Genomic DNA, 24,489 nt, shown 5'->3' with positions numbered 1-24,489 from the left:
ATGTCAATTTCATTTTTCCTGATTTTCTTTAGTCTCACATTTGGCTTTACTTGCTTCATGAGAGCCTATGCCTTAAAGAAAAATATCATCGATAATCCTAATGAGCGCAGCTCACACAGTGTACCTACACCACGAGGTGGTGGTGTTGCGGTGGTATGTAGCTACTTGTCAGCTTTGGCTATACTTATATATACCCAGCAACTGACCGCACATGTCGGTTTAACTCTTATAACTGCAGGTTTTGTCATCGCGCTGCTTGGCTTTTTAGATGACCATGGACATATCAACTCCATGTTACGTTTAGCCATACATTTTCTGGTTGCGATTGCTGTGGTAATTAGTTTGGGTGGGTTTGCTGAAGTCATGGTCTTCAATGGTATTCAGCTTGGTTTTCTTGCTAATATTATTGCCGTATTATTTTTGGTGTGGTTGCTCAATCTGTATAACTTTATGGATGGGATTAATGGGATTGCTAGTGTCGAAGCTATTACTACGACAGCAAGTATGGCAATTTTATATTTTTTACTAAATACCTCACTTAACTCTGACATGCTCTGGTTATTAGCAGCCTGCGTATTTGGTTTTCTATTATGGAATTTTCCTAAAGCTAAAATTTTTATGGGCGATGCCTGCAGCGGATTTTTGGGGCTTACATTAGGTATTTTGGCGCTTATTGCCTTGAAAGAAAACTTGGCGCTGTTTTGTGCATGGATTATTTGCCTAGGTGTATTTGTGGTCGATGCGACCTATACCCTTATTAAGCGAGTGTTAAATGGCTATAAAATGTATGATGCACATCGTAGCCATAGCTATCAAATCTTGTCGCGTAAGTGGAATAGTCATACACCTGTGACTCTGGTTGTGGTAGCAATTAATCTACTATGGTTGTTTCCAATAGCGTATTTAACGGTGATACAACAGTGGACGTATCCTGAGATAGGTGTATTAATTGCATATTTACCTTTAATTTTCATTGCAGTGAGATTAAAAGCAGGAAATCCTGATGCCTAAAAAAAACTTACTGATATTAGGTGCAGGTGGCTTTGGTCAATCTATTGCTGAGATTGCTCAAATTTTGGATCAATGGGAATGTATTTATTTTGTTGATGATCGCTGGCCTGAACAGAAACAGGTTGGATGTTATAGTATTATTTCGAACATTGAGAATCTTGAATCTATAGATCATAATAATTTTGATGCGATCGTAGCTGTTGGAAATAATCAAGTACGACAAAAATGGCACCACTTAATACTTGATTTAGCTATCCCTTTAACCAGGATTATTCATCCTAATACAGTTATTTCTCCTAGTGTAAAAATTGGTCAAGGGGTATGTATTATGGCTGGGTGTGTTATTGGGGCAAATACAATTATTCAAGATGGTGTTATTTTAAATATAGGCACCTTACTGGATCATGATGTAATAGTCGGAAACTTTGCACATTTAAGTGTAGGTGTCAAAGTTGCAAGTAATAATATTATTCCTGCATCTACTTTCCTGGAAGCGGGAAGTATTATGGAACATAAAGCTTAATAACGACTTCTTCAAATTAAGATATGATGTGCTGAAAATATATGAAATCTATTGTAATTCCCTTGGTTGAATCTCCACGTGCGGCTAAACAGACATTTTTAGTTATTTTGGACTTCTGCATATTTCCCGTCCTGATCTGGCTTTGCTATGCCATTCGTCAATTCGATCTGGGTGCAGAAGTCGTTCCCAATATTCCTTTTGGTACAGTTTGGGTTAGTGCCATTGCCGTATTGGCTTTATTTGTTTGTGGTGTTTATCGGTTTATTGTTCGTACTTTTAATGAATTTTTTATTGTCAAATTAGGGCTGGCCACTGTTCTGGCAGTCATTGGTTTGTATTTACTTGCGTATGCCACACATGCATTCATTCCTACTTCTATTCCGTTGATGTTTGGCTTCATGATGTTTGCCTGGGTCTGGTTTAGTCGAGGATTGATCCGCTTTATTGTCCGTTCATATCTATATGCAGGAGTATCGAAAAAACGGATTGCGATTTATGGGGCAGGTTATGCGGGACAGCAGGTTGCAGCAACTTTAAATCGTTCTAATGAGCATTTGCCAGTCATGTTTATTGATGATAATCCTTCATTGAGCGGTCAGAATATTGGGGGAATTCAAGTTTATGCACCAGAAACTGCATTAAAATCTTTTACCAAACTACGTATTGATGAAATTCTGATTGCACTTCCTTCAGTGGGACGTATCCGCAAAAGTGAGATCGTAAAATTTTTAGAACCTGCTCATTTAAAAATTACTGAAATTCCAGGGCTGACTAAACTGGTCAATGGTGAAATTCGAGTTTCTGATATTCAGGAAGTTGATATTATTGACCTATTAGGGCGTGATCCAGTTCCTCCTGTGGCAGAGCTACTAGAAAAAAATATCAAAGATAAAGTCGTGATGGTTACAGGGGCGGGAGGCTCAATTGGCTCAGAGCTATGCCGTCAAATTATTAAAAATCAACCGGTAAAACTTATTATCTATGAGCTGACAGAGTTTGCTTTATATAGTATTGATAAAGAATTACGTCTTAGTGCCAGCTGCGAAATTATTCCAATTCTAGGTTCGGTAGTGGATGAAAGTAAACTGGAACGGGTCATTGAGCAATATGGTGTTCAAACTGTCTATCATGCTGCTGCTTATAAACATGTTCCTTTAGTAGAATGTAATCCATTGGCCGGCTTAAAAAATAATGCGGTAGGGACTGCCTTTAGTGTTAATGCTGCAGTCAAAAAAGGGGTCGAGACCTTTGTGCTGATTTCGACTGACAAGGCGGTACGACCAACCAATGTCATGGGTGCGACCAAACGTATGGCAGAGCTTTATTGTCAGGCCATGGCTGAAGCACAGAATCAAACCCAAATTAGTATTGTACGTTTCGGAAATGTCTTAGGTTCATCCGGTTCAGTTGTTCCCTTATTTAAACAGCAGATAGCCAAAGGTGGACCTATCACTGTTACCGATCCTGAAGTGACACGTTTCTTTATGACGATTCCTGAAGCTTCGCAGTTGGTCATTCAGGCAGGTGCTTTAGGCACAGGTGGTGATGTATTCCTGCTCGATATGGGAGAGCCAGTGCGAATCCAGGATCTTGCTCGTCAGATGATTTCACTGAGTGGCTTAAAGGTGAAAGACAGTCAAAATCCAGATGGTGATATCGAAATTCAATACACAGGACTACGTCCAGGCGAAAAACTATATGAAGAGTTATTAATTGACCAAGAAAATACAGAGATTACTTCACATAAGCGAATTTTAAGATCGGTAGAAAAACATTATCCTTTAGCTGAAATTCTGGAAGTATTTAATCGTATGCATGTGCTGACAGCGACTCAAAGTGATGTAGATTGGGCTTTAATGCAGCTTGAACATTATGTCGATGGTTATCAGCGTGGTCAGGAAATTAAAGTAAATTAAATTTGGAAATAATTAGGTTGAATACAATGATTAAAAAAGCAATTCTCCCTGTCGCAGGACTTGGCACACGTTTTTTACCAGCCAGCAAATCCATTCCCAAAGAAATGGTGACGGTAGTTGACCGCCCGGCAATTGAATATGTGGTAAAAGAGGCGATTGCGGCGGGGATTGAGCAAATTATTTTGGTGACGCATTCTTCCAAAGCATCGATTGAAAATTACTTTGACCGTAACTTTGAACTTGAAACTACACTTGAGCAAAAAAATAAAACCGATTTGCTTAAAGAAGTTACTGAAATTTTACCCCCTCATGTTAGTGTGATTAGCGTACGTCAGCCACAGCCTTTAGGCCTGGGTCATGCGGTACTTTGTGCTAAAGCTGTGATTGGTGATGATGACTTTGCTGTCCTGTTACCAGATGTTCTGGTTAAGGATCAAGATACTCAAAATGACTTGTCTCGTATGATTCAACGTTATGAACAGTCTCGTGCATCACAAATCATGGTTGAGGCAGTTCCTGATCATCTGGTTGATCAATATGGGATTGTGGATGTGCCTGCTTCGCCTGCGGAAGGTGAAAGTACGGTGATGCAAGGGATTGTGGAAAAGCCGGCGATTGGTACTGCACCGTCGAATTTATCTGTGGTAGGTCGTTATATCCTTCCGGCAAAGATTATGCATTTACTGGAGCAGACACCAAAAGGGGCAGGTAATGAAATCCAGCTAACTGATGCGATTGCACTATTGCAGCAAACAGAAGTTGTCGAAGCTTATCGGATGAAAGGTCAAACCTTTGATTGTGGTAGCAAGCTTGGTTATCTTAAGGCTGTATTACATTATGGCGTAGATCATCCTAAACTCGGTGCTGAATTTAAAGCATTGATTCAGGAACTCGCCTTATAATAAAAAAGGGATATTATGAAAGTCGCAGTATTAGGAAAAACCTTATTCTCGGGGGTTATTTCAGCTCTATTGGCTGAATGTGGCCATCAGGTCGTATGGTGTAATAGCTTCAATACAGGTGAGCCTGCTCGAACTTACTTTCAGGATGAATCCTTACAACTATTATTACAAAAACAGGAAGAATCCGGTTTTTTAAACTGTTGTGATTTTCAGCATCTGAATTTTAATCAGGATGTCTTTTTCTTTAGTTTTAATGCGACAGAAGAGCAGCTGGCATTTAAGATGTTAAATACCATTCATCATGCCTGCTTTGCACACCCTAAACTGATGATTAATGCATCCACCTTTGGTTTGCATGGTACAGCGCGATTCCAGCAACTTTTACCGAATGATGATTGGGTCTATCTTCCAGATATTATTCAGGAAGGAAATGCTATTCGCAGTTTCGTTCAAGCCACTCAACTGATTGTGGGTTGCGATCAGCCAGATGTACAGCTCAAGGTTAGAGAGTTGTTGCGTCCCTTGTTCCCTCGTGCCCAGCAATATCTGTTTATGCCTATTCTGGATGCAGAATTTACCAAGCTGAGTATTTCCGGCATGTTGGCTACCCGGATCAGTTATATGAATGATCTGGCGAGTGTCGCTGAAAAACTGGGAATTGATATTGAACAGGTCCGTCAGGGTATGGCGGCAGATAATCGTATTGGTTCAGCTTATTTATTTCCAGGTGTGGGCTTTGGTGGGGAAAACTTTTCTCATGATATCCGGACGCTGACTCACGCCGTAGCGGATTCAGGGGTGAAAAACCAGTTACTGGAACAGGTGTGGGATATCAATGAGCAACAGAAAGAGTTGTTATTCCGTAAGCTATGGAATTATTTCCGTGGAGACCTGCAAGGGAAAACAGTCGCCATCTGGGGAGCTGCATTTAAGGAAAATACCCCAAGTATCCAGCAATCTCCGGTACATGCCATGTTGGCAGCATTGTGGGCACAAGGTGCAACAGTGAAACTGCATGATCCACAGGCTTTGACCAATATTGAACAGATTTATGGTCAACGTAGCGATTTAATTTTATGTGAAGACCAGTATCAGGCGGTAGAAGATGCAGATGCATTGTGTTTAATCACGGCCTGGAAACAGTATGGTAGCCCGGATTATGCTTATCTCAGCAAGTTGATGCAGCATCCTTTGATTCTGGATGGACGTAATCTCTATGACCCTGCTTATATCAAGTCACGCGGTTTTAACTATATTGGGGTGGGACGTTGATGTTAGACCAGCTTAAATCAGACCAGAATGGCAATAATGCTTATAAAAAGCTGAATTCTGTAAAAGAACAATTGAAATCGATCCATTTACGCCAACTCTTTGCAGCAGATCCTGAACGGTTTAATCAATACTCGGTACAATTTGAGGAGGTAGTTTTTGACTATAGCAAACATAGAGTCAATCATGATGCTGTGCAGCATCTGATTGAATGGGCAGAAACACAAAATCTAAGATCCTGGATCGGGTCTTTATTTTCCACTCAGACGATTAACTATACTGAACAACGTGCAGCTATGCACTGGGCCTTACGTTTGCCGAAAGAGGACCAGCAGCATGAAGAACTGGCAGCTGAAGTTCATGCTCAGCTAGACCGTATGTATGCTTTGGTCGAGCAGATTCATGCCGGACAACGCCGTGGCGCTACCGGTGAAGTCATTCAGGATGTAGTGAATATCGGGGTGGGGGGATCTGACTTAGGGCCGTTAATGGTTAGTCATGCGCTCTCGGATTTCAAATATCAATCTGCCAAGCCACTGAATGTACATTTTGTTTCGACGATGGATGGTAGTCAGCTATCTGAATTACTGCATCAGTTACGTCCAGAAACCACGCTTTTTATTATTTCTTCCAAGTCATTTGGAACGATTGATACCTTATCCAATGCCCAAACAGTGCGTTTATGGCTGGAAAAATCTTTAGGCCAGCATCCTTCTATTGTTAAACATCATTTTATTGGGGTATCCACTAAACCTGAAAAAATGACAGCCTGGGGAATTGCACCCGAAAACCAGCTGTTGTTATGGGATTGGGTCGGTGGGCGTTATTCTCTCTGGTCGTGTATTGGTTTGCCGATTGCACTCAGTATTGGAGTGGACGGTTTTAAACAACTGCTTGCTGGTGCTTATGCCGTGGATCAGCATTTCCAGTACAAGCCTCTGGAACAGAATATTCCAGTATTAATGGGCTTACTGGGTGCCTGGAATACGAATTTTCTGGATATTCAGACCCATGCCATCTTGCCTTATGATGGACGTCTGAAATATTTTGCATCTTATTTGCAGCAACTGGAAATGGAGTCTAATGGTAAATCCATCCAGCGCAATGGTGAAAAAGTTCAGCTCGACACTTGTCCAATTATTTGGGGCGAAGTTGGACCAAACGCCCAACATGCCTTCTACCAGCTGTTACATCAAGGTACTCAAGCAGTCAGCTGCGATTTTATCGCCCCAGTGAAGCGTTATAACAGTCAACAATATACCTACGTCGATAATGCTGATGCTTTGATCGAACAGCATCATTTGGCTTTATCTAACTGTCTGGCACAATCACGTTTACTGGCATTTGGTAATGATGCCTTGGATCAGACTGAATTGCAGGGCTTGCCAGCCTATAAACAATATGAGGGTAATCAACCGAGCAGTACCATTTTATTACAGGAATTAAATCCTTATAGTCTGGGAATGTTGATTGCACTATATGAACATAAGGTTTTCGTGCAATCTGTGCTTTGGAATATTAATCCATTTGACCAATGGGGCGTAGAAAAAGGTAAGGAAATTGCCAATCAGTTATTGCCTATACTGAATGGTGACCAAACTGATATTAGCGGTTTAGATGGTTCAACCCAGGGTTTGATTAAAATTCTAAAAGCTTGATTAAAATTGAATTAGGAAAGATATGGATAAAATTTTAGTAACGGGTGGAGCAGGTTATATTGGTTCACATACCTGCTTGGAACTATTAAATACTGGGCATGACGTCGTAGTATTGGATAATTTATCCAATAGCTCGGTTGAGTCTTTAAATCGTGTCCAGCAGTTGGCTCAAAAAAGCCTGAAATTTGTCGAAGGTGATATTCGAGACAGTCAGATCCTAGATCGAATATTCCAGGAAAATACCATTGATGCGGTGATTCATTTTGCTGGTTTAAAAGCAGTTGGTGAAAGTCAACAAATTCCATTAGCTTATTTTGATAATAATATTGCTGGTTCAATTAGCCTGGTGCAAGCGATGGAGCGAGCTCAGGTTTTTAAACTGGTATTTAGCTCGTCTGCAACTGTCTATGACGAAGCCAATATTTCTCCGTTAAATGAAGAAATGCCAACAGGTATGCCAAGTAATAATTATGGGTATACTAAATTAATTGTAGAACAGATTCTAGAAAAACTAGCGATTGCAGATACACGTTGGTCAATTGCCTTATTGCGTTATTTTAACCCGGTGGGTGCACATAAAAGTGGCCAGATTGGAGAAGATCCACGAGGGATTCCAAATAATCTAATGCCTTATGTGACTCAAGTCGCTGTAGGTCGTCGTGAAAAACTATCTATTTTTGGTAATGACTATGACACAGTAGATGGGACTGGAGTACGTGATTATATTCATGTGGTTGATTTAGCTAATGCACATTTATGTGCATTAAACAACCGACTAACATCTCAAGGATGTAGAGCTTGGAATATTGGCACAGGGAATGGAAGTTCAGTTCTTCAAGTTAAAAATACTTTTGAACAAGTAAATGGAATAAATATTGCATTTGAATTTGTATCACGTCGTGAAGGTGATGTGGCAACTTCATTTGCAGATAATAAACGTGCAATAGAAGAATTAGGATGGGCACCACAGTATGGTTTGGAGGATATGCTAGCTGATAGCTGGAAATGGCAAAAGCAGAATCCCCATGGATATGGATAATAAAATATGAATTTTATTTATGGGATTATGTGTCATCAATTAACTAATCCACTTGTTTATCTTGTAAATGAGCTGATTAAAAGTCCTAATAGTAAAATTTTAATTCATGTAGATAAAAAATCAGATCTTGATCACATAAAAAAATCGTTACCAAGCAGCTCACAAATAGAATTTTTGAAAGAAAGAGTGGATGTACATTGGGGTAGTTATACTCAAATTGAGGCCACTCTAAAACTTTTAAATTATGCCAGCCAATTTGACTACAGGTATTTTTCTTTATTGTCTGGTGATGATATTCCTTTAATGCCTATTGAAAGTATAGAAAAATATCTTTTAAGCAGTGATCAGGAATATATCGGTTATGAACTTCAAGCAGATCCAAGAAGCCGGATTAAGTATTTATATCCAGATTTCTTTTTTATTAAAGAAAAGTCAGTTTTAGAAAAAATAAAATGTAAGTTAATTATTCTTTTACATAGGCTTGGTTTCTATACTCAAAATATAGAAAGATTGCCAAAACTATATAAAGGATCTTTATGGTTTATATTAAGCTATCAGGCGGTTCAATATATTTTAGATTTTATAAAAAATAATAAAGGCTATGATTTGGCCTTTAGAAAATCACTGTGTGCCGATGAAGTATATTTTCACACCATTATTCAGAATTCATATTTTCAGGAAAGAATTTACCATCCGGAATATGAGGAACAAGTATGGGAAGGGGGATTAAGATATATCGACTGGATGTCAGGACCAGATTATCCCAAAATTCTAGATGAGTCTGATTTTGATAAGATGAAACAATCAGGCATGTTATTTGCCAGAAAAGTGAAGGCAAATATCGATATAAATCTGCTCAAACAATATTTTCAATATTCATAATAAAAAGCCCCCTTCAAAATGGACAGTTCGTCTAATCTGAAGGGGGGACTTTTCTAAAGTTTTTTCTAATAGTTAAAATTATCCCTGAATTAACTGGGTGAGCTCATCTACATAAGATTGCATTGGACGAGGGTTCTGGTCACGACGGCTTTCAATATTTAAGCGTAGTAAAGGTTCAGTATTGGAAGCACGAACATTAAAGCGCCACGCCCCAAAGTTCAGGCTAACGCCATCTGTCTGATCGATTTCTGGTTGCTGGTCGGCATAATGATCAAAGATTTTTTGGATCGTCGCCTGAGTATCTGCGACTTTAAAGTTGATTTCACCCGAACATGGGAATTTGGCAATCATCTCTTCAACTAGGGAAGATAGTGATTTTCCGGTTTCAGATAAAACCGCGATGGCAAGCAGCCATGGAATCATGCCACTATCACAATAAGCAAAATCACGGAAATAGTGATGAGCACTCATTTCACCACCATAGGCTGCGTTGTGCTCACGCATGACATCCTTAATAAAAGCATGTCCTGATTTCGACTGAATAGCTGTTCCTTGATATTGTTCGACAACATCAAAAGTATTCCAGACCAGACGTGGATCATGTACGATTTTTTCGCCAGCCTGTTTTAGCAAGAAGGCCTGTGCCAGTAGACCGACAATATAATAGCCTTCAATAAACTGCCCTTTTTCATCAAACAGGAAGCAACGGTCAAAATCGCCGTCCCAAGCAATACCCATGTCAGCTGAATGTTGAATCACCGCATCACGTGTACTGGCACGATTTTCAATCAGAATCGGGTTAGGAATACCATTCGGGAAATTACCATCCGCCTCATGATGAATCTTAATAAATTCGACTGGAATATTGAGTTCTTTAAATTTAATCTCAATTGCATCAATCACGTGACCCGCTGCACCATTACCTGCATTCACCACCAGCTTCATTGGTCGGATTTTTGCTGGATCAATATAACTCATCAGGTGCTCGACAAATTCAGGCAGGATATTATATTTTTCTGTCGTACCCTTACTTGTAACTTCAGCGAATTCATTATTTTCAGCCAGTGCCTGAATGTCTTTAAGGCCGGTATCTGCGCTAATCGGACGGGCATTTTCACGGACCAGTTTCATTCCGTTATAATCCATCGGATTATGACTGGCAGTAATTTCAATGCCACCTTGAACATCCAGATGAAATGCACCAAAGTAAACTTCTTCAGTGCCGGTCATGCCCAAATCGAGGACATCGACACCTGCATCATTTAAACCACGAATGGTCGCCTGTTTTAAGTCTTCACTGCTAAGGCGTACATCACAGCCAACTACAACGGTTTTGGGTTGATAAATCTGTCCATAGGCACGACCAATGCGGTAGGCGATATCTTCATTTAATTCGGTACCTAACTTGCCGCGAATATCATAAGCTTTGAAACAAGAAAGTTTTTTCATAATTTATTATTTAAGAGTACAATTGAAAAATATATTCTAACCCAAATAAAGATTTTTACCATTCAGCTGGTTACATAATATTAAAATAATGTTTCATTTGAAAAATAAAGTATTGTATTAGAAAAATTATAAGGACGAAAAATATGTCTAATAATAAATTATATTCAATTAATATATTGAGATTTATTGCTGCAAGTTTTGTCTTGCTCAGTCATATAGAAAATAAAGTTCATCAGTATAATATCCTGTCCTTAGAATGGTATCGATTTAGAGGGCCAGGTGTTGATATTTTCTTCGTAATGTCCGGGTTCATTATCTGTTTAACGACAGCTAAAAAAAATATAACCCCTGTAAAATTTTTAAAAGGGCGTATGCAAAGAATATTGCCTCTCTATTGGTTTTTTACCACTGTGGCTCTTTGTATTTTTTTATATAACCCTGAACTCGTTAATATGAGTGGTGGATATACCAATATTATAGCTTCTTATTTATTAATTCCAGGGGAGCATAAGTTCCTTGTTCAAAATGGCTGGACCCTAAGTTATGATGTTTATTTCTATATCATTTTTGCTTTATCTCTCTATTTTTTTAGAAATAAAATAAATTATATTGCATTAATAGCGGTATTAACCTTTTTACCTGCTGTAGGGATATTGGTATTAAATTTAGATAAAGTATTCTTTTTTAATGTAATTCTTTTGGAGTATGCCTTGGGTATTTGTGCATATCTCATTTATATAGAATGCAATTTAAACTTTGTGCTGAATATTATTCTGATTCTATTAGGAACTGCATTTATTTTCTTTCAGAATATATTTAATGTGTTTGAAACTGGATTTGGTCGTGCTTTGGACAGAGGAGTGCCAGCCTTTTTATGTGTGGTTGGTGTGATTGGTTTGGAAAGCTTTTTTAAAAACCATTATCATAAATTTGTAAATATTTTAGATAGATTAGGGAACACGTCTTATTCTATTTATCTGAGTCACCCATTCATACTGGTTATAGGAACAAAGTTATATATAAGCTATTACTTTTTTCAGAATCTTAATTTTGCTTTATTTTTATATGTGATCTGTATTTTTATTGGATACTATGTAAATAAATTTATTGAAGTCCCTTTAAATAGGACAGTTAAGAATTCATTTAAATCAAATTCTATATGGATATTAAAGATTAAAATATTTATTCAGAATTTAAGAAATATATAGTTAACCTGTTATATGAGAGTAATCAATATCCTCATATAACAGGCTAATTTTATGAATTATTCAACTGTTACTGATTTTGCCAGATTACGTGGCTGGTCAACATCAGTACCACGCAGGACTGCCACATGGTAAGACAGTAGCTGTACTGGAATACAATAAACAATTGGCGCTAAAACAGCGTTTACTTCAGGAATATGCACGACATGCTGGCGCTCTTTGGCTTTAATGCCGCTATTTTCATCAGCGAAGACAAATAATTCACCACCACGTGCCTGAACTTCTTCCATATTGGATTTCAGTTTATCCAGCATGTCATCTTGCGGTGCCAGAATTACTACTGGCATATCATTATCTACTAAAGCCAATGGACCGTGCTTCAGCTCACCCGCCGCATAACCTTCTGCATGAATATAAGAAATTTCTTTCAACTTTAGTGCACCTTCCAGTGCGATCGGGAAGTGTGTACCACGGCCTAGGAACAGACAATGCTGTTTCTCTACAAAGAGTTCAGAGAGACGCAGAATTTCATCATCATGACTTAAAGTATCTAGCAGTACCTTAGGCATATGCCATAGTCCAGTCGTGATCTCAGTCATCTGTTCAGCTGAAATGGCATTTTTCACTGTACCGATTTTCAGTACCAGTAACATCAAAGCTGCGAGCTGGGTGGTAAAGGCTTTGGTCGAAGCCACACCAATTTCAGGACCCGCTAAAGTCAGCAGGCTGTAATCTGTTTCACGTACCATTGAAGAAGTTGCAACATTACAAATCGTCATCGTCGTAATATTTACACCTTTTGATGTAGCACGTTTTTGGGTATCACGCAGAGCAGCTAAGGTATCGGCTGTTTCACCTGACTGAGAAATACACACATAGAGTGTATTATTGACAATCACTGGCGTACGGTAGCGGAATTCACTGGCAATCTCGACCTGACAAGGCAGATCAATCAGCTGTTCAAACCAGTATTTGGCAATCATGCCGGCATGGTAACTGGTACCACAGGCAATAATCTGGATTTGCTGGATTGTTGAAAAATCCTGTTCCGCATTCACCAGAAAATCTTCACGCAAGGTATTGCCATTCAAGGCTTGTGAAATAGTCTGTTTTAGCGCTTCAGGCTGCTCATAGATTTCTTTGAGCATATAGTGCTTATATTCACCCTTAGAGGCATTGCTCACGGTGGCATCCAGTTCTTTCACTGGGCGATCTACCAGTTGACCATCCACAAATACTTCAATGGTAGTACGGGTCAGACGTGCAATATCACCTTCTTCAAGATAGATAAAGCGATTCGTGATTGGTAATAAAGCCAATTGGTCAGAACTGATAAAGTTCTCGCCAATACCGACACCGATGACCAGTGGTGAACCTTCACGTACGGTAATCAGTTCATCTGGATGATCTGTATGTACGATCCCGAGTGCATAAGCGCCTTTCAGCTGTGGTACAACCTGACGAACAGCTTCAAGCAGGCTAGGGGTAGATTTCAGTGCATCGTTGACTAAATGGGCAACCACTTCAGTATCAGTTTGTGAAGTGAACACATAGCCTAAAGCTTCAAGATCATCTTTTAGCTCCTGGTAGTTTTCAATGATACCGTTATGAACCACAGCAACATTACCCGAAATATGGGGATGAGCATTGTTTTCAGTCGGTTTACCATGAGTTGCCCAGCGTGTATGCGCGATGCCTAATGAACCATTAATCTGTGATTCATTCACAGCTTGCTCAAGATTCGCGACTTTACCCACACGGCGCTCACGTAGCACCTGGCTATTATTGATTAAGGCCAGACCCGCAGAGTCATAGCCACGGTATTCAAGACGTTTTAGGCCTTCAATTAAGATATTGCTGATATTACGTTCCGCGATGCCACCGACGATACCACACATACTAACTTCCTCTTATTTCTTGATTTTTTGCGGACGCTGATAGTTTTCTTTGGCAAATTGCTTGGAACGTTCTACCGCTAAACTGTTCTCTGCCACATCACGGGTAATCGTTGAACCCGCTCCCACTGTCGCGCCATTACCGATCTGGACCGGTGCAACCAGAGAGCTGTTAGAACCAATAAAAGCATGATCCCCAATGATGGTCTTAAATTTGTTGGCACCGTCATAGTTGCAGGTAATCGTTCCTGCACCAATATTGGAACCGCTACCGACTTCAGCATCACCTAAGTAAGTGAAGTGATTCGCTTTGGAACCTAGACCAATACTAGAGTTTTTCACTTCAACAAAGTTGCCAATATGGACTTCAGCTGCCAGTTTTGCCCCTGGACGCAAGCGTGCAAATGGACCAATTTGTGCTTCTTCACCCACAATTGCCTGATCAAAGATGCTATATGGCTGAACTTTGGTGCCTGCAGCAATCTTGGTATTTTTAATTACGCAGCCTGCACCAATTTCAACATTATCACCGAGTTCGCAATTACCTTCGATAATGACATTGATATCGATCCGCACATCTTTACCAACAGTGAGTTGACCACGTAAGTCAAAACGGCTTGGGTCAATCAGATGTACACCTTGCTGCATCAGCTGTTTTGCCTGATAAGCCTGGAACTGACGCTCTAAAGCAGCCAGTTGTACACGGTCATTGACGCCTTCCACTTCAAAAGCCAGCTCAGGTTCTACAGATGCAACACTCATACCATCTGCCAGTGCCATTGCCACGATATCCGTCAGGTAATATTCACCTTGTGCATTGTCATTGCTTAAACGTGGAAGCCATTCATGTAACTTGGCATTACTGACCGCATAAATACCGGTATTAATTTCTTTAATTTGACGCTGTTCTTCAGAAGCATCTTTATGTTCAACAATGGCTTGAATCTGACCATCTTTACGTACGATACGACCATAACCACTGGCATCTGCAAGCGTTAATGTCACCAGGCCAATGCCTTGCTCTTGAGTAGCATCAAGCAGATTCTGAAGCGTCTGCTGGCTAATACAAGGGACATCACCCGACAGGATTAGTGAAATACCATCTTTAGGCAAAACAGGTAGTGTCATTTGTACGGCATGACCGGTACCAAGCTGTTCAGCCTGCTCTACCCACCGGATATCCTGGTCTGCAAATGCGGACTGAACCTGCTCACCGCCATGACCATAAATGGTAATAATATTGTCTGCATTGAGTTTTTTTGCTGTGTCGACCACATGGCCGAGTAAAGGTCGTCCTGCAAGCGGTTGTAATACTTTCGGTAAGTTGGAACGCATACGGGTTCCTTTACCTGCAGCAAGAATAATCACAGTCGTAGACATGTTCTAATCCTAGATATGGCTTAAGCCATCGTAAAGTAAAAATAAATCCAAATACAAAGTGCTGCCCAGAGGCCAGCGATAATGTCATCCAGCATGATGCCGAAACCACCCCCAACCTGACGGTCAATGACTCGAATCGGCCAAGGTTTCCAGACATCAAATAATCGGAACAGGGCAAAGCCAATGAGTAGCCATAACCAGTTCATCTGACCTAAATAGATCAGTGGCAAAAAGGTGATGGATTGTCCTGCAAACTCATCCCAGACAATACGTCCATCATCATGCACACCCATGACTTTGGCAGTTTGGCCACAGATATATATGCCAACCAGGGACATGATGACAATGGCAAAAAGACTATTTACAAAACCTAAGTAGAGCCAGATGGGTACAAATAAAAGTGCAAAAGCTGAACCAAAAGTTCCGGGCGCTTTAGGCGCCAGACCAGAACCAAATCCTACCCCACTAAAGACAATGAGCCGGTTGATCCATGACATGCTTTTAAAATTGATCGCAGGTTTATGCAAAATGTTGATATCCGTTAAATTGAAGTGAATGATCTACGCCATCTTTTTCAAAAGTTAAACCGTGTTGCTGCTGAATGGAGCCAATTATACTAATCGAAACATCCAGCTGTTTTTGCAATAATTTTTCATAGTTTTGCGGGCTTATTGTAAAGCATAACTCGTAGTCATCACCACCCGCGAGTGCGTATTGCCAACGCTGTTCATCATTTAATGCCTGCAGGGCAGGACTGATCGGTAACTTTTCAAGTCCTAAAGTCGCTCCTACCTGAGAAGCTTTGAGAATATGTCCCAGATCCTGTGCGAGGCCATCCGAGACATCAATCATACTGTTGGCTAGGCCTTTTAAGGCAGTACCCAACTGACAGCGTGGGGTTGGATAATCCAGACGTTTCTGTAATGGATGACCAAGATGATTTAAAGCAAAAGCAGCATCACCCACTGTACCGGATACACAAATCAGATCACCAGGCTTGGCACCTGAACGGGGTACAGCTTTACCAATCTCTACCCAGCCCAGGGCAGTCACAGATAAGGTCAAATGAGGACTTTGTGTGGTATCACCACCAATTAAGCTCACACCAAATTGATCGCAACAATCATAGAGACCCTGACTAAAGGCTTTTAACCAGTCATGATCAATTTGGGGTAGGCTCAAGGCGAGTAAAATACTATGCGGGGTCGCGCCCATGGCTGCAATATCAGAAAGATTAACAGCGACAGATTTCCAGCCAATCGCATGAGGATCGGTGTCTAAAGGAAAATGACGTCCAGCAACGAGGGTGTCGGCACAGATGACCAGTTGTTGCTGTGGAGGAGGGGTGAGCAAGGCTGAGTCATCGCCAACGCCTAAATCGACAGAATTTTTATTCTGACGATTAAAATAGGTATCGATAATCGAAAACTCAGCCATACAACAATTCGACTAGATTAGTTGGCTTGCTGTTTTTCTGCTGCACGTAAAGTTGTCGCTAAACGGTCTAATACACCATTGATGTATTTATGGCTGTCTGCACCGCCAAAGTGTTTAGCTAACTCAATTGCTTCATCCAGAACGACACGATATGGAATCTCAAGATGTTCTTTGAGTTCATAGGCGCCTAGGCGAAGTGTAGCGAGTTCTACACCATCAAGTGCAGAAAGTTCGCGATCCAGCACAGGGATAAGCAAAGCATCCAATGCTTCATGATTGGCAACCACTTGAGTCAACAATTCATGATAATAGCTGAGATCCACTTTGTGCATCGCATTGTCCACACGTGTACGTGCTTCAATCTCATGCACCGGATTGTGGCTCATCTGCCATTCATAAATTCCTTGTACAGCAAAGCGACGTGCTTTACGTTTTGCTGCATAAGTTGCTTGAAGTGTTTGCGACATAGCGTTAAATAGCCTTTAACAAGTTAACCATTTCAATAGCAGTCAGGGCAGCTTCACTACCTTTATTACCTGCTTTTGTACCCGAGCGTTCAATCGCCTGTTCGATACTATCCGTAGTCAATACACCATTAATCACTGGTAAGCCAGTATCCAGGCCAACTACGCCCAAACCTTTGGCACATTCACCAGCTACAAAATCGAAGTGAGGCGTGCTGCCACGAATCACAGCGCCCAGCGCGATGATGGCATCGAAACGATCTGAAGCTGCCAGTTTTTTCGCAACCACAGGAAGTTCCCAGGCACCAGGTGCATGAACAACAGTGATATTATCGTCTGATACGCCATGGCGTTTCAATGTATCAATGGCACCTTCTAACAGATGTTCAACAACAAAGCTATTAAAACGGCCAACTAAAATCGCATAACGGTCTTCGTTCGCGAGATGCAACATACCTTCAATACGGCGAACTGCCATAGGAACCTCGATTATTTCTCTGATGTTTGTTGTGCGGTGATGTATTCCACCACTTCTAAGTTAAAGCCGGACAGGGCATTGAAACGTAATGGAGAGCTAAGCAGCTTCATTTTTTCCACGCCGAGGTCACGCAAAATTTGTGCGCCGACCCCAATCGTCTGATACTGCTGGGAAAGTGCAGCATTGGACTTTACATTTTTTGGTGCTGTAAGTGCATCTAGGGCAGGGCCTAAGTCCTGTAAATGGCGCTGGCCAATCCAGACCAGAACACCACGATCACTGTTTGAAATTTCTTTTAAGGCACGGTCCAGATTCCAGGCCGGTTCACCGTCTTGCTTGTTCAGTTTGAGCAAGTCGCGGGTCGGGTTAAAACCATGTACACGCACTGTGGTCACGCCCTCTTTAGGCTCACCTTTGACCAAGGCCAGATGGATATCCGGATTACCCAGTTCACGATAGCGGTACAGGTCAAAGCTGCCGTATTCAGTATCAATACTTTGCTGATCGATACGCTCAACCGTTTGTTCATTGGTCATACGGTAATGGATCAGATCAGCAATAGTCCCCATTTTCAGGCTATGTTTTTCTGCGAAAATTTCAAGATCTGGGCGACGCGCCATAGTGCCGTCTTCTTTAATGATCTCGCAGATTACAGATGCAGGTTCCAGACCCGCAAGACGAGACAGATCACAACCTGCTTCAGTATGACCAGCACGGTGCAATACGCCACCTGGCTGTGCCATCAATGGGAAGATATGCCCTGGTTGTACGATGTCACTTGGTTTGGCATGTGCAGCCACCGCAGTTTGAATAGTGTGCGCACGTTCAGCTGCAGAAATACCGGTAGTAATGCCGTTGGCTGCTTCAATTGAAAGGGTGAAGTTGGTTCCGTGCTGAGCGCCGTTGGCATCCACCATCAAGGGTAGATTTAACTGCTGGCAACGTTCTTTGCTTAAAGTCAGACAAACCAGGCCACGTGCATGGGTGATCATAAAGTTGATGTCTTCAGGACGCACGTGGGTCGCAGCAATCACCAGATCGCCTTCATTCTCACGGTCTTCGTCATCCATCAGGATAACCATTTTTCCTGCACGGATATCTGCTACAAGCTCTTCAACTGTATTGAGCGGCATCAACCTTCACCTTCTTTTTTGATCTATACCAGACCGAATCATGACATTATTACTGCATAGTCTAACGCTTTTTAAGCAATTTTGCCTATGCTTATTGCTTTCCCTCAGGGGTTCATTGTTATACACAGTCTTGCGTAGCATGAAAAGTCGACTTTAAATGAAAGCACAGGCTTTATGCTGGATTTTTAAACGATCAGAAAGCATAAAAAATGACAAACTTATTTAAAATCAACATAACTAAAAATAATCCCTTATTTTTTATGCAGTTTTATTTATTCGTTTAATACAGCCCTTAAAAATACAAATATATCCTCATGACTCTCTTTATAAATTTTTTACCAATCAGTTTAAAGTTCTGTTTGAAATAATGAATGAATCAGGTGGACCGAAGTCCACCTGAGTTCAGATCAGTTTAGAAGAAACCTGCTGGTTTGGTTGAATAACTCACTAACAGGTTTTTGGTTTGCTGATAATGATCCAGCATCATGCGATGGTTTTCGCGGCCAATCCCGGATTTTTTATATCCCCCAAAGGCTGCATGAGCCGGGTAGATGTGATAGCAGTTGGTCCAGACCCGACCGGCCTGAATGGCACGACCAGCACGATAAGAAGTATGTGCTGAACGTGACCAGACACCGGCGCCGAGTCCATAAATCGTATCATTGGCAATCTTGATGGCTTCATCGAAGTCTTTGAATGTGGTCACCGCCAGTACCGGTCCAAAAATTTCTTCCTGGAAGGTCCGCATGTCATTGGAACCTTTAAAAATCGTTGGCTCGATATAAAAACCTTGTCCCACTTCCTGACGCTCATTGCCGCCTAACAAGATTTCCGCACCTTCTTCACGGCCAGTAGCAATACAGCCGAGAATCTTGTCCTGCTGCTCCTGAGAAGCCTGAGCCCCGATCATGGTCTCGGTATCCAGGGGATGACCAGTCTTGATCTTTTTCACTCGCTCTACTGCAAGTTCCAGGAATTGGTCGGCAATACTTTCCTGAATCAGGGCGCGTGATGGACAGGTACAGATTTCACCCTGATTCAGGGCAAACATGGTAAAGCCTTCCAGAGCTTTTTCCAGGAAATCATCTTTCTGATCCATGATGTCAGCAAAGAACAGGTTCGGAGATTTCCCTCCAAGTTCTAACGTGACGGGAATAATATTCTCAGTCGCATATTGCATGATCAGCTGACCCACAGCGGTCGAACCGGTAAAGGCAATCTTGGCAATCCGTGGATTAGTCGCCAGTGGACGGCCGACTTCCACGCCATAACCATTCACGATGTTTAATATGCCTTCAGGCAACAGATCCTGAATTAGTTCGACCAGCACTAAAATACTCACCGGTGTCTGTTCAGCAGGTTTCAGCACAATACAGTTTCCGGCTGCAAGGGCAGGTGCCAGTTTCCAGGCAGCCATCAGAATCGGGAAGTTCCACGGGATAATCTGACCCACGACACCCAATGGTTCATGAAAATGATAAGCAATAGTGTCTTCATCAATTTCCGAGATGCCGCCTTCCTGGGCGCGAATGCAGCCGGCAAAATAACGAAAATGGTCAATGGCTAAAGGAATATCCGCTGCCAAAGTTTCACGGATCGGCTTACCGTTATCCCAAGTTTCTGCAACTGCTAGTAACTCAAGATTTTCCTCAAGTCGGTCGGCAATTTTTAATAAAATATTGGAACGGGTAGTAGGGGAGCTGTTATTCCATTGCTGTTTGGCGGCATGAGCCGCATCGAGCGCCAGTTCAATATCTTCCACTGATGAGCGTGGAACTTTGGTAAAGGCCCTTCCATCTACGGGGGAGACATTATCAAAATATTCACCTTTGACTGGTGGGACCCATTTGCCGCCAATGAAGTTTTCGTATTGGGATTTAAATTGCACTTTTGAACCGTCAGTATTGGGATCTGCATAACGCATAATTCTATTCCTTGATATGATTATTATTGATGAATGCCGAATCACTTCTGTCCTGCAAAAGCCCTCAGATTCAACATCTCAGCTCTACTATAGAGAGGGAAAAAAATCGCAGGATAAATACTTACAAGCTTGCTACAAAAGGCAACATTTGGATAAAAATAGAATTAATTATCTTTATAGATTTCAATATCTTATTTTTATAATGAAATGATTTTAGTATGTGAAAAGCATTACTGATCAGCTTGATATTTTTATTTCATATCCAGGAAAAATAGGTAAATAAAATTATTGAAAAATAAGACAGGCAGAGCTTGCTACCTATCTTATTCATCTGGCTTATAGGGCTTTATTTTCCAGCCATTGAAATAGCTGCTGATAGACCTGCTCACGGACTGGTTTTTCTGAAAGAACCAGATCATGTATCCCATTTTGAATCGAACAGAGTTGCACATCGCCCTGGATTTTCTGCGCATGTTCAATCATGTCGCGTACCTGAAGAATCACATCACTGGTTTGAGCATTACGGTTAAAACGTAGGGGATAAGTGGTTTTATGGGCATGCATCAGCAAAGTCGGAATATTTAAACGTACACCCTGATGAATTTCTTTTTGTGCTTCGTGAATGGCATGTACAAAACTCAGACGCACCCAGTGATAGCTAGGTTTTTTCCATTCCAGATCAAAATGCCATTCACCCTGATAGCTGATATGCAGACTAGGCACATAATGACGATTTAAGCGGCTAGGAAATAGCATTTCCGGAAAACGTTTTCCCAGACGGCTCAATTTAGGCACCAGAAACTTTTTCTCAAAAGGCGTCATATTAAAGTCATAAAAAGGACTATTGAGCCATAAGCCTTTAATTAAGGGATGATCTGGATGATGTGCTGCATACAAAGTAGTAATTAATCCGCCGGTAGAATGGCCACTGAGTAAAACCGTGTCATGGCCTTCCTGTCCAATAATTTCAAGAGCCTGGCTGATTTCTGCATCATATTCTGAAAGATGATAGACATTATAAAGTTTCTGATGGGACAGATAGGATCGGCCGTATTTACGTAAATCCAGTGCATAAAAATCAAAACCTTGCTGATTAAAACGCTCTGCCATTTCAGTCTGGAAAAAATAATCAATAAAGCCGTGAATATAGAGGACAGCTTTAGAGGTCGGTTGGTCTGCCTTTTTGCGGATCAGTGTGGCAACTACTGTGCCTTCAGTATCTGGCGGGAATTCTAAAGTGGCCTGTTCATAACCTTCACCCAGAATATCAGGTTGATATTCAAGGCTGGAAAGCGGATGGGACATATTGTTCTACTCATGATTATTTTTATTCACTTATCCTTGTGGATTGGCTTGCATTTGTCAAATCCTGCTGTCTTACCCATTCGAGATCAGTAGTACCATTCAGAGAATAGTCAAATATAAAATTTCAGGTCATTGGCAGCCTGATTAACTAAATAAAAATTAATAAAAAACCCCGGCATCCTGCCGGGGTTTTTCGTATTGGTTAGCTCGGTATAACTCCTGTCGTACCTTACAATCCTTGTGCTTATCTATTGTCATTGTTATATGGAACTTCCTGTTCCTGATGTAAGTATCATAGGAAAATTCCACTATTTGGGATAGCCGTAAAGAACCGGAATCGATGTAAGTCAATGCGTACAAGTCTGACTGAAAATTATCCGTATTTTTCTGTAGAAGTGAGAATTTATTCTGAATCATGCGCTTCGATAAATTAGCCGATTATGGTTATTTTGCTTGTTTTTAAGACAATTTTTTTATTTTAATGCAGTTAGAATATGTTGATCGATGAGGGGATAAAAAATGAAATCTATTGCAGTCTTTTGTGGTTCAGCTATGGGGAATAGCGAAAATTTTAAAGAGCAGGCCCAAGCTTTGGGTGAGTCTATTGCGAAACGGGGAATCACGCTGGTTTATGGTGGCGGCCGAGCTGGACTGATGGGTGTTGTGGCTGATAGTGCATTACATGCTGGTGGAACAGTCATTGGAGTAATTCCACAAAATCTAGTCGATGCAGAATTGGCCCATCCGCTGTTAACAGAGCTGCATGTGGTGAAAAATATGCATGAACGTAAAACAAAAATGTCTGATCTGGCGGATGCATTTATTGCTTTGCCGGGCGGGGTGGGGACTTTAGAAGAAATTTTTGAGCAGTTGACCTGGGGGCAGTTGGGCCTTCATCAGAAGCCTTGTGCATTTTTAAATATCCATGGATTTTATGATGAATTGCTGAATTTCTTGATGAAAACGACTGAGGCTGGATTTACCCAGTCACGTTTTACCGATGCCTTGATTTCCTCAAGTTCAATTGAGGAAGTTTTGGATGCTTTGGAGCATTATCATGCGCCTGAACCGAAATGGAATAAAAGTGTAAAGGCAGTAGAATCGGTATGAGTAATAAAGTGATTACGATTGCTGCGGCTATCATTCTGAATGAACAGAATCAGATTTTGTTGGTTCGTAAAAAAGATACCGATTTCTTTATGCATGTGGGCGGAAAGCTGGAACCCAATGAATTGCCTGAAGCTGCACTTTCTAGGGAAGTTCTGGAAGAGACAGGCTGTGAGATGGAAATACTGTCTTATATTGGCAAATATGAAACCGTGGCTGCGAACGAATTGAATCATTCGCTGGTCAGTTATTTGTATCAGGTTAAGTTAAAAAGTCAGCCTCAGGTTCAGGCTGAACTTGCGGAAATGCAATGGGTTGATCTTAATCATCCAGACCTGCCTTTAGCCCCTTTAACTCGGGATATTTCAATTCCATGGTGTAAGCAACTATTGGGAATCTAATGGGATCTCAAAAAAATTTAATCTATAGATATGAAATTTAACCAGATTGTCATATTAGAGCGTTAACATTGATGTTTACAAAAGCCCATTTCCCCTCAAATGGGCTTTTTTTATGGTTTTTTATCATTAATTGCTTGGATGAATTAGATGCTTAAACCTGTATGAAGTGCAATCCTTTTAGCAGGAGTTCCCTAAAAAGATAAATCGAACCAGAGTTCTAGAGATTCAAGATTTAAAGAAAATTTTCTTAATTTGAGAAAAAAGCAGGGTTAGGCAGAATATTTAGTCATTGAGAACGACAATAAAAAAAGCCCCAATCTTTCGATCAGGGCTTTTTGAATCTGGAGCGGGAAACGAGACTCGAACTCGCGACCCCAACCTTGGCAAGAGTCACCGACATAAAATACACTAAATTACATAATTGGTATGTTAATAAACTCTATATATAACAGTTATATAGAGTTTTAATTTTGTGTGACGTAATTTAAGGTGGGGTAGGGTACTTTGATTTTTGGTCACTAATTTATTGTGATAATCAACAATAATAACCAACATTCATATGCTTAATCTAAGAGTGTTTTACTGACTGGTATAATTTTATGATGAGAGGGGTGTTGCCTGAGGCTACGGTTTCTGTTTGGCCTTTTGGCGTAAGACGTACAAATATAAGCTTTCTACTTTTTCACGTGTCCATGGTGTGGTACGCAAGAATCGTAATGATGATTTAACACTTGGGTCTATGCAAAAACTGAACCGTACCGGGTTTGTCGGAGACTTTTTTATTTAAGTTAGGCCACCTGACCTAACGGGTTAATCTTATAATCGTACATTGCTTCAAGCTCAAAAGACGATACATAACTCAGCGCATCAAGCACCATATCTGTATTCTTACGTGTTGATACTTTCCAGCCAACAATTGCACATGAAAAAACATCAATAATAAATGTGGTTTAGACCCAATCTGAATGAGTTTTAATATATGTGAAGTCAGCGACCTGAGATACCGTCTTGGTAGTCAATCAGGTTTTGAGATTATTCGGCTAATAAATAATCTCTTTGATAGGCGGTCTGATGTTTTAAAACGCTATAACACAGATCTCTGTACACGACA

At 40.9% G+C, this 24,489-nt stretch carries 21 protein-coding genes and 2 pseudogenes; 11 read left to right on the top strand and 12 right to left on the bottom strand.

Translation table 11 applies throughout. The features are described 5' to 3' along the window. From FTV34_RS09640 to FTV34_RS09605, 8 genes are read left to right on the top strand one after another with little or no spacing between them, the layout of a single operon-like run. On the top strand, nt 1-1,011 hold the full coding sequence (locus FTV34_RS09640; RefSeq protein ID WP_180070032.1) for a glycosyltransferase family 4 protein: 1,011 nt from the start codon (nt 1-3) through the stop codon (nt 1,009-1,011). Next, nucleotides 1,004-1,534, top strand: coding sequence for an acetyltransferase (locus FTV34_RS09635; protein WP_180070030.1), 531 nt, complete (start codon nt 1,004-1,006; stop codon nt 1,532-1,534). The genes FTV34_RS09640 and FTV34_RS09635 overlap by 8 nt, the downstream gene beginning before the upstream one ends. Nucleotides 1,535-1,575: 41 nt before the next feature. Beyond that, nucleotides 1,576-3,450, top strand: coding sequence for a nucleoside-diphosphate sugar epimerase/dehydratase (locus FTV34_RS09630; RefSeq protein WP_180070028.1), 1,875 nt, complete (start codon nt 1,576-1,578; stop codon nt 3,448-3,450). 26 nt (nt 3,451-3,476) lie between these two features. After that, nucleotides 3,477-4,352 (top strand): UTP--glucose-1-phosphate uridylyltransferase GalU, encoded by an 876-nt coding sequence (gene galU / locus FTV34_RS09625; RefSeq protein ID WP_180025392.1) that lies wholly within the window; start codon nt 3,477-3,479, stop codon nt 4,350-4,352. 15 nt (nt 4,353-4,367) lie between these two features. Next, nucleotides 4,368-5,624, top strand: a complete 1,257-nt coding sequence (locus tag FTV34_RS09620) for a nucleotide sugar dehydrogenase (RefSeq protein ID WP_180070026.1) — start codon at nt 4,368-4,370, stop codon at nt 5,622-5,624. Then, nucleotides 5,624-7,279, top strand: a complete 1,656-nt coding sequence (pgi, locus tag FTV34_RS09615; protein ID WP_180070024.1) for a glucose-6-phosphate isomerase — start codon at nt 5,624-5,626, stop codon at nt 7,277-7,279. Before FTV34_RS09620 ends, pgi begins: the two co-directional genes overlap by 1 nt. A 22-nt stretch (nt 7,280-7,301) precedes the next feature. Then, the gene (gene galE, locus FTV34_RS09610) at nt 7,302-8,318 is read left to right on the top strand and encodes a UDP-glucose 4-epimerase GalE (protein ID WP_180070022.1); all 1,017 of its coding nucleotides are present in this window, start codon (nt 7,302-7,304) and stop codon (nt 8,316-8,318) included. A 6-nt stretch (nt 8,319-8,324) separates the two neighbouring features. Further along, nucleotides 8,325-9,200, top strand: coding sequence for a beta-1,6-N-acetylglucosaminyltransferase (locus FTV34_RS09605; RefSeq protein ID WP_180070020.1), 876 nt, complete (start codon nt 8,325-8,327; stop codon nt 9,198-9,200). Between the two features lie 78 nt (nt 9,201-9,278). On the opposite strand, the gene FTV34_RS09600 is transcribed toward FTV34_RS09605, so the two are convergent. Next, nucleotides 9,279-10,649 (bottom strand): phosphomannomutase CpsG, encoded by a 1,371-nt coding sequence (locus FTV34_RS09600; protein WP_180070018.1) that lies wholly within the window; start codon nt 10,647-10,649, stop codon nt 9,279-9,281. A gap of 143 nt (nt 10,650-10,792) precedes the next feature. On the opposite strand from FTV34_RS09600, the gene FTV34_RS09595 reads away from it, so the two are divergent. After that, a complete protein-coding gene (locus tag FTV34_RS09595; RefSeq protein WP_180070016.1) occupies nt 10,793-11,857 on the top strand; it encodes an acyltransferase in 1,065 nt (354 codons plus the stop codon). A 56-nt stretch (nt 11,858-11,913) separates the two neighbouring features. Here FTV34_RS09595 and glmS read toward each other — a convergent pair whose 3' ends face one another. The 9 genes from glmS to FTV34_RS09550 all read right to left on the bottom strand — a co-directional run bounded on the left by glmS (nt 11,914) and on the right by FTV34_RS09550 (nt 21,870). Further along, nucleotides 11,914-13,752 (bottom strand): glutamine--fructose-6-phosphate transaminase (isomerizing), encoded by a 1,839-nt coding sequence (gene glmS, locus FTV34_RS09590; RefSeq protein ID WP_180002650.1) that lies wholly within the window; start codon nt 13,750-13,752, stop codon nt 11,914-11,916. A 12-nt stretch (nt 13,753-13,764) separates the two neighbouring features. Continuing rightward, on the bottom strand, nt 13,765-15,129 hold the full coding sequence (gene glmU, locus FTV34_RS09585; protein ID WP_179992745.1) for a bifunctional UDP-N-acetylglucosamine diphosphorylase/glucosamine-1-phosphate N-acetyltransferase GlmU: 1,365 nt from the start codon (nt 15,127-15,129) through the stop codon (nt 13,765-13,767). A 20-nt stretch (nt 15,130-15,149) separates the two neighbouring features. Continuing rightward, entirely contained in the window at nt 15,150-15,626 is a 477-nt protein-coding gene (locus FTV34_RS09580; protein ID WP_051069698.1) for a phosphatidylglycerophosphatase A, read from the bottom strand. A 22-nt stretch (nt 15,627-15,648) separates the two neighbouring features. Next, nucleotides 15,649-16,566, bottom strand: coding sequence for a thiamine-phosphate kinase (gene thiL / locus FTV34_RS09575; protein ID WP_180070014.1), 918 nt, complete (start codon nt 16,564-16,566; stop codon nt 15,649-15,651). Nucleotides 16,567-16,583: 17 nt separating this feature from the next. After that, complete coding sequence (nusB, locus tag FTV34_RS09570; protein ID WP_005233270.1) at nt 16,584-17,033, bottom strand: transcription antitermination factor NusB; 450 nt, start codon at nt 17,031-17,033, stop codon at nt 16,584-16,586. Between the two features lie 4 nt (nt 17,034-17,037). Further along, a complete protein-coding gene (ribE, locus tag FTV34_RS09565) occupies nt 17,038-17,508 on the bottom strand; it encodes a 6,7-dimethyl-8-ribityllumazine synthase (protein WP_180032247.1) in 471 nt (156 codons plus the stop codon). A gap of 11 nt (nt 17,509-17,519) precedes the next feature. Beyond that, entirely contained in the window at nt 17,520-18,641 is a 1,122-nt protein-coding gene (gene ribBA / locus FTV34_RS09560) for a bifunctional 3,4-dihydroxy-2-butanone-4-phosphate synthase/GTP cyclohydrolase II (protein WP_180070012.1), read from the bottom strand. Nucleotides 18,642-19,053: 412 nt separating this feature from the next. Further along, a complete protein-coding gene (locus tag FTV34_RS09555) occupies nt 19,054-20,565 on the bottom strand; it encodes an aldehyde dehydrogenase family protein (protein ID WP_180070010.1) in 1,512 nt (503 codons plus the stop codon). A gap of 336 nt (nt 20,566-20,901) precedes the next feature. After that, complete coding sequence (locus tag FTV34_RS09550) at nt 20,902-21,870, bottom strand: alpha/beta hydrolase (RefSeq protein ID WP_166135105.1); 969 nt, start codon at nt 21,868-21,870, stop codon at nt 20,902-20,904. A gap of 519 nt (nt 21,871-22,389) precedes the next feature. Between FTV34_RS09550 and FTV34_RS09545 the strand changes: the two genes are divergently transcribed. Beyond that, entirely contained in the window at nt 22,390-22,980 is a 591-nt protein-coding gene (locus tag FTV34_RS09545; protein ID WP_166135108.1) for a TIGR00730 family Rossman fold protein, read from the top strand. Beyond that, a complete protein-coding gene (locus tag FTV34_RS09540) occupies nt 22,977-23,378 on the top strand; it encodes an NUDIX domain-containing protein (protein ID WP_034170792.1) in 402 nt (133 codons plus the stop codon). Before FTV34_RS09545 ends, FTV34_RS09540 begins: the two co-directional genes overlap by 4 nt. 624 nt (nt 23,379-24,002) lie before the next feature. Here FTV34_RS09540 and FTV34_RS09535 read toward each other — a convergent pair. Then, a pseudogene (locus tag FTV34_RS09535) lies at nt 24,003-24,125 on the bottom strand (VF530 family DNA-binding protein); the annotation flags it as partial. A gap of 41 nt (nt 24,126-24,166) precedes the next feature. Further along, nucleotides 24,167-24,373, bottom strand: a pseudogene (locus tag FTV34_RS09530) (DDE-type integrase/transposase/recombinase); the annotation flags it as partial. Nucleotides 24,374-24,489: the final 116 nt, after the last annotated feature.

It is taken from the genome of Acinetobacter sp. YH16038 (assembly GCF_013417275.1).
Classification (GTDB): domain Bacteria; phylum Pseudomonadota; class Gammaproteobacteria; order Pseudomonadales; family Moraxellaceae; genus Acinetobacter.
The sequence above is the reverse complement of the archived record's forward strand: the minus strand, read 5'-3'. Positions and strand labels throughout refer to the sequence as shown.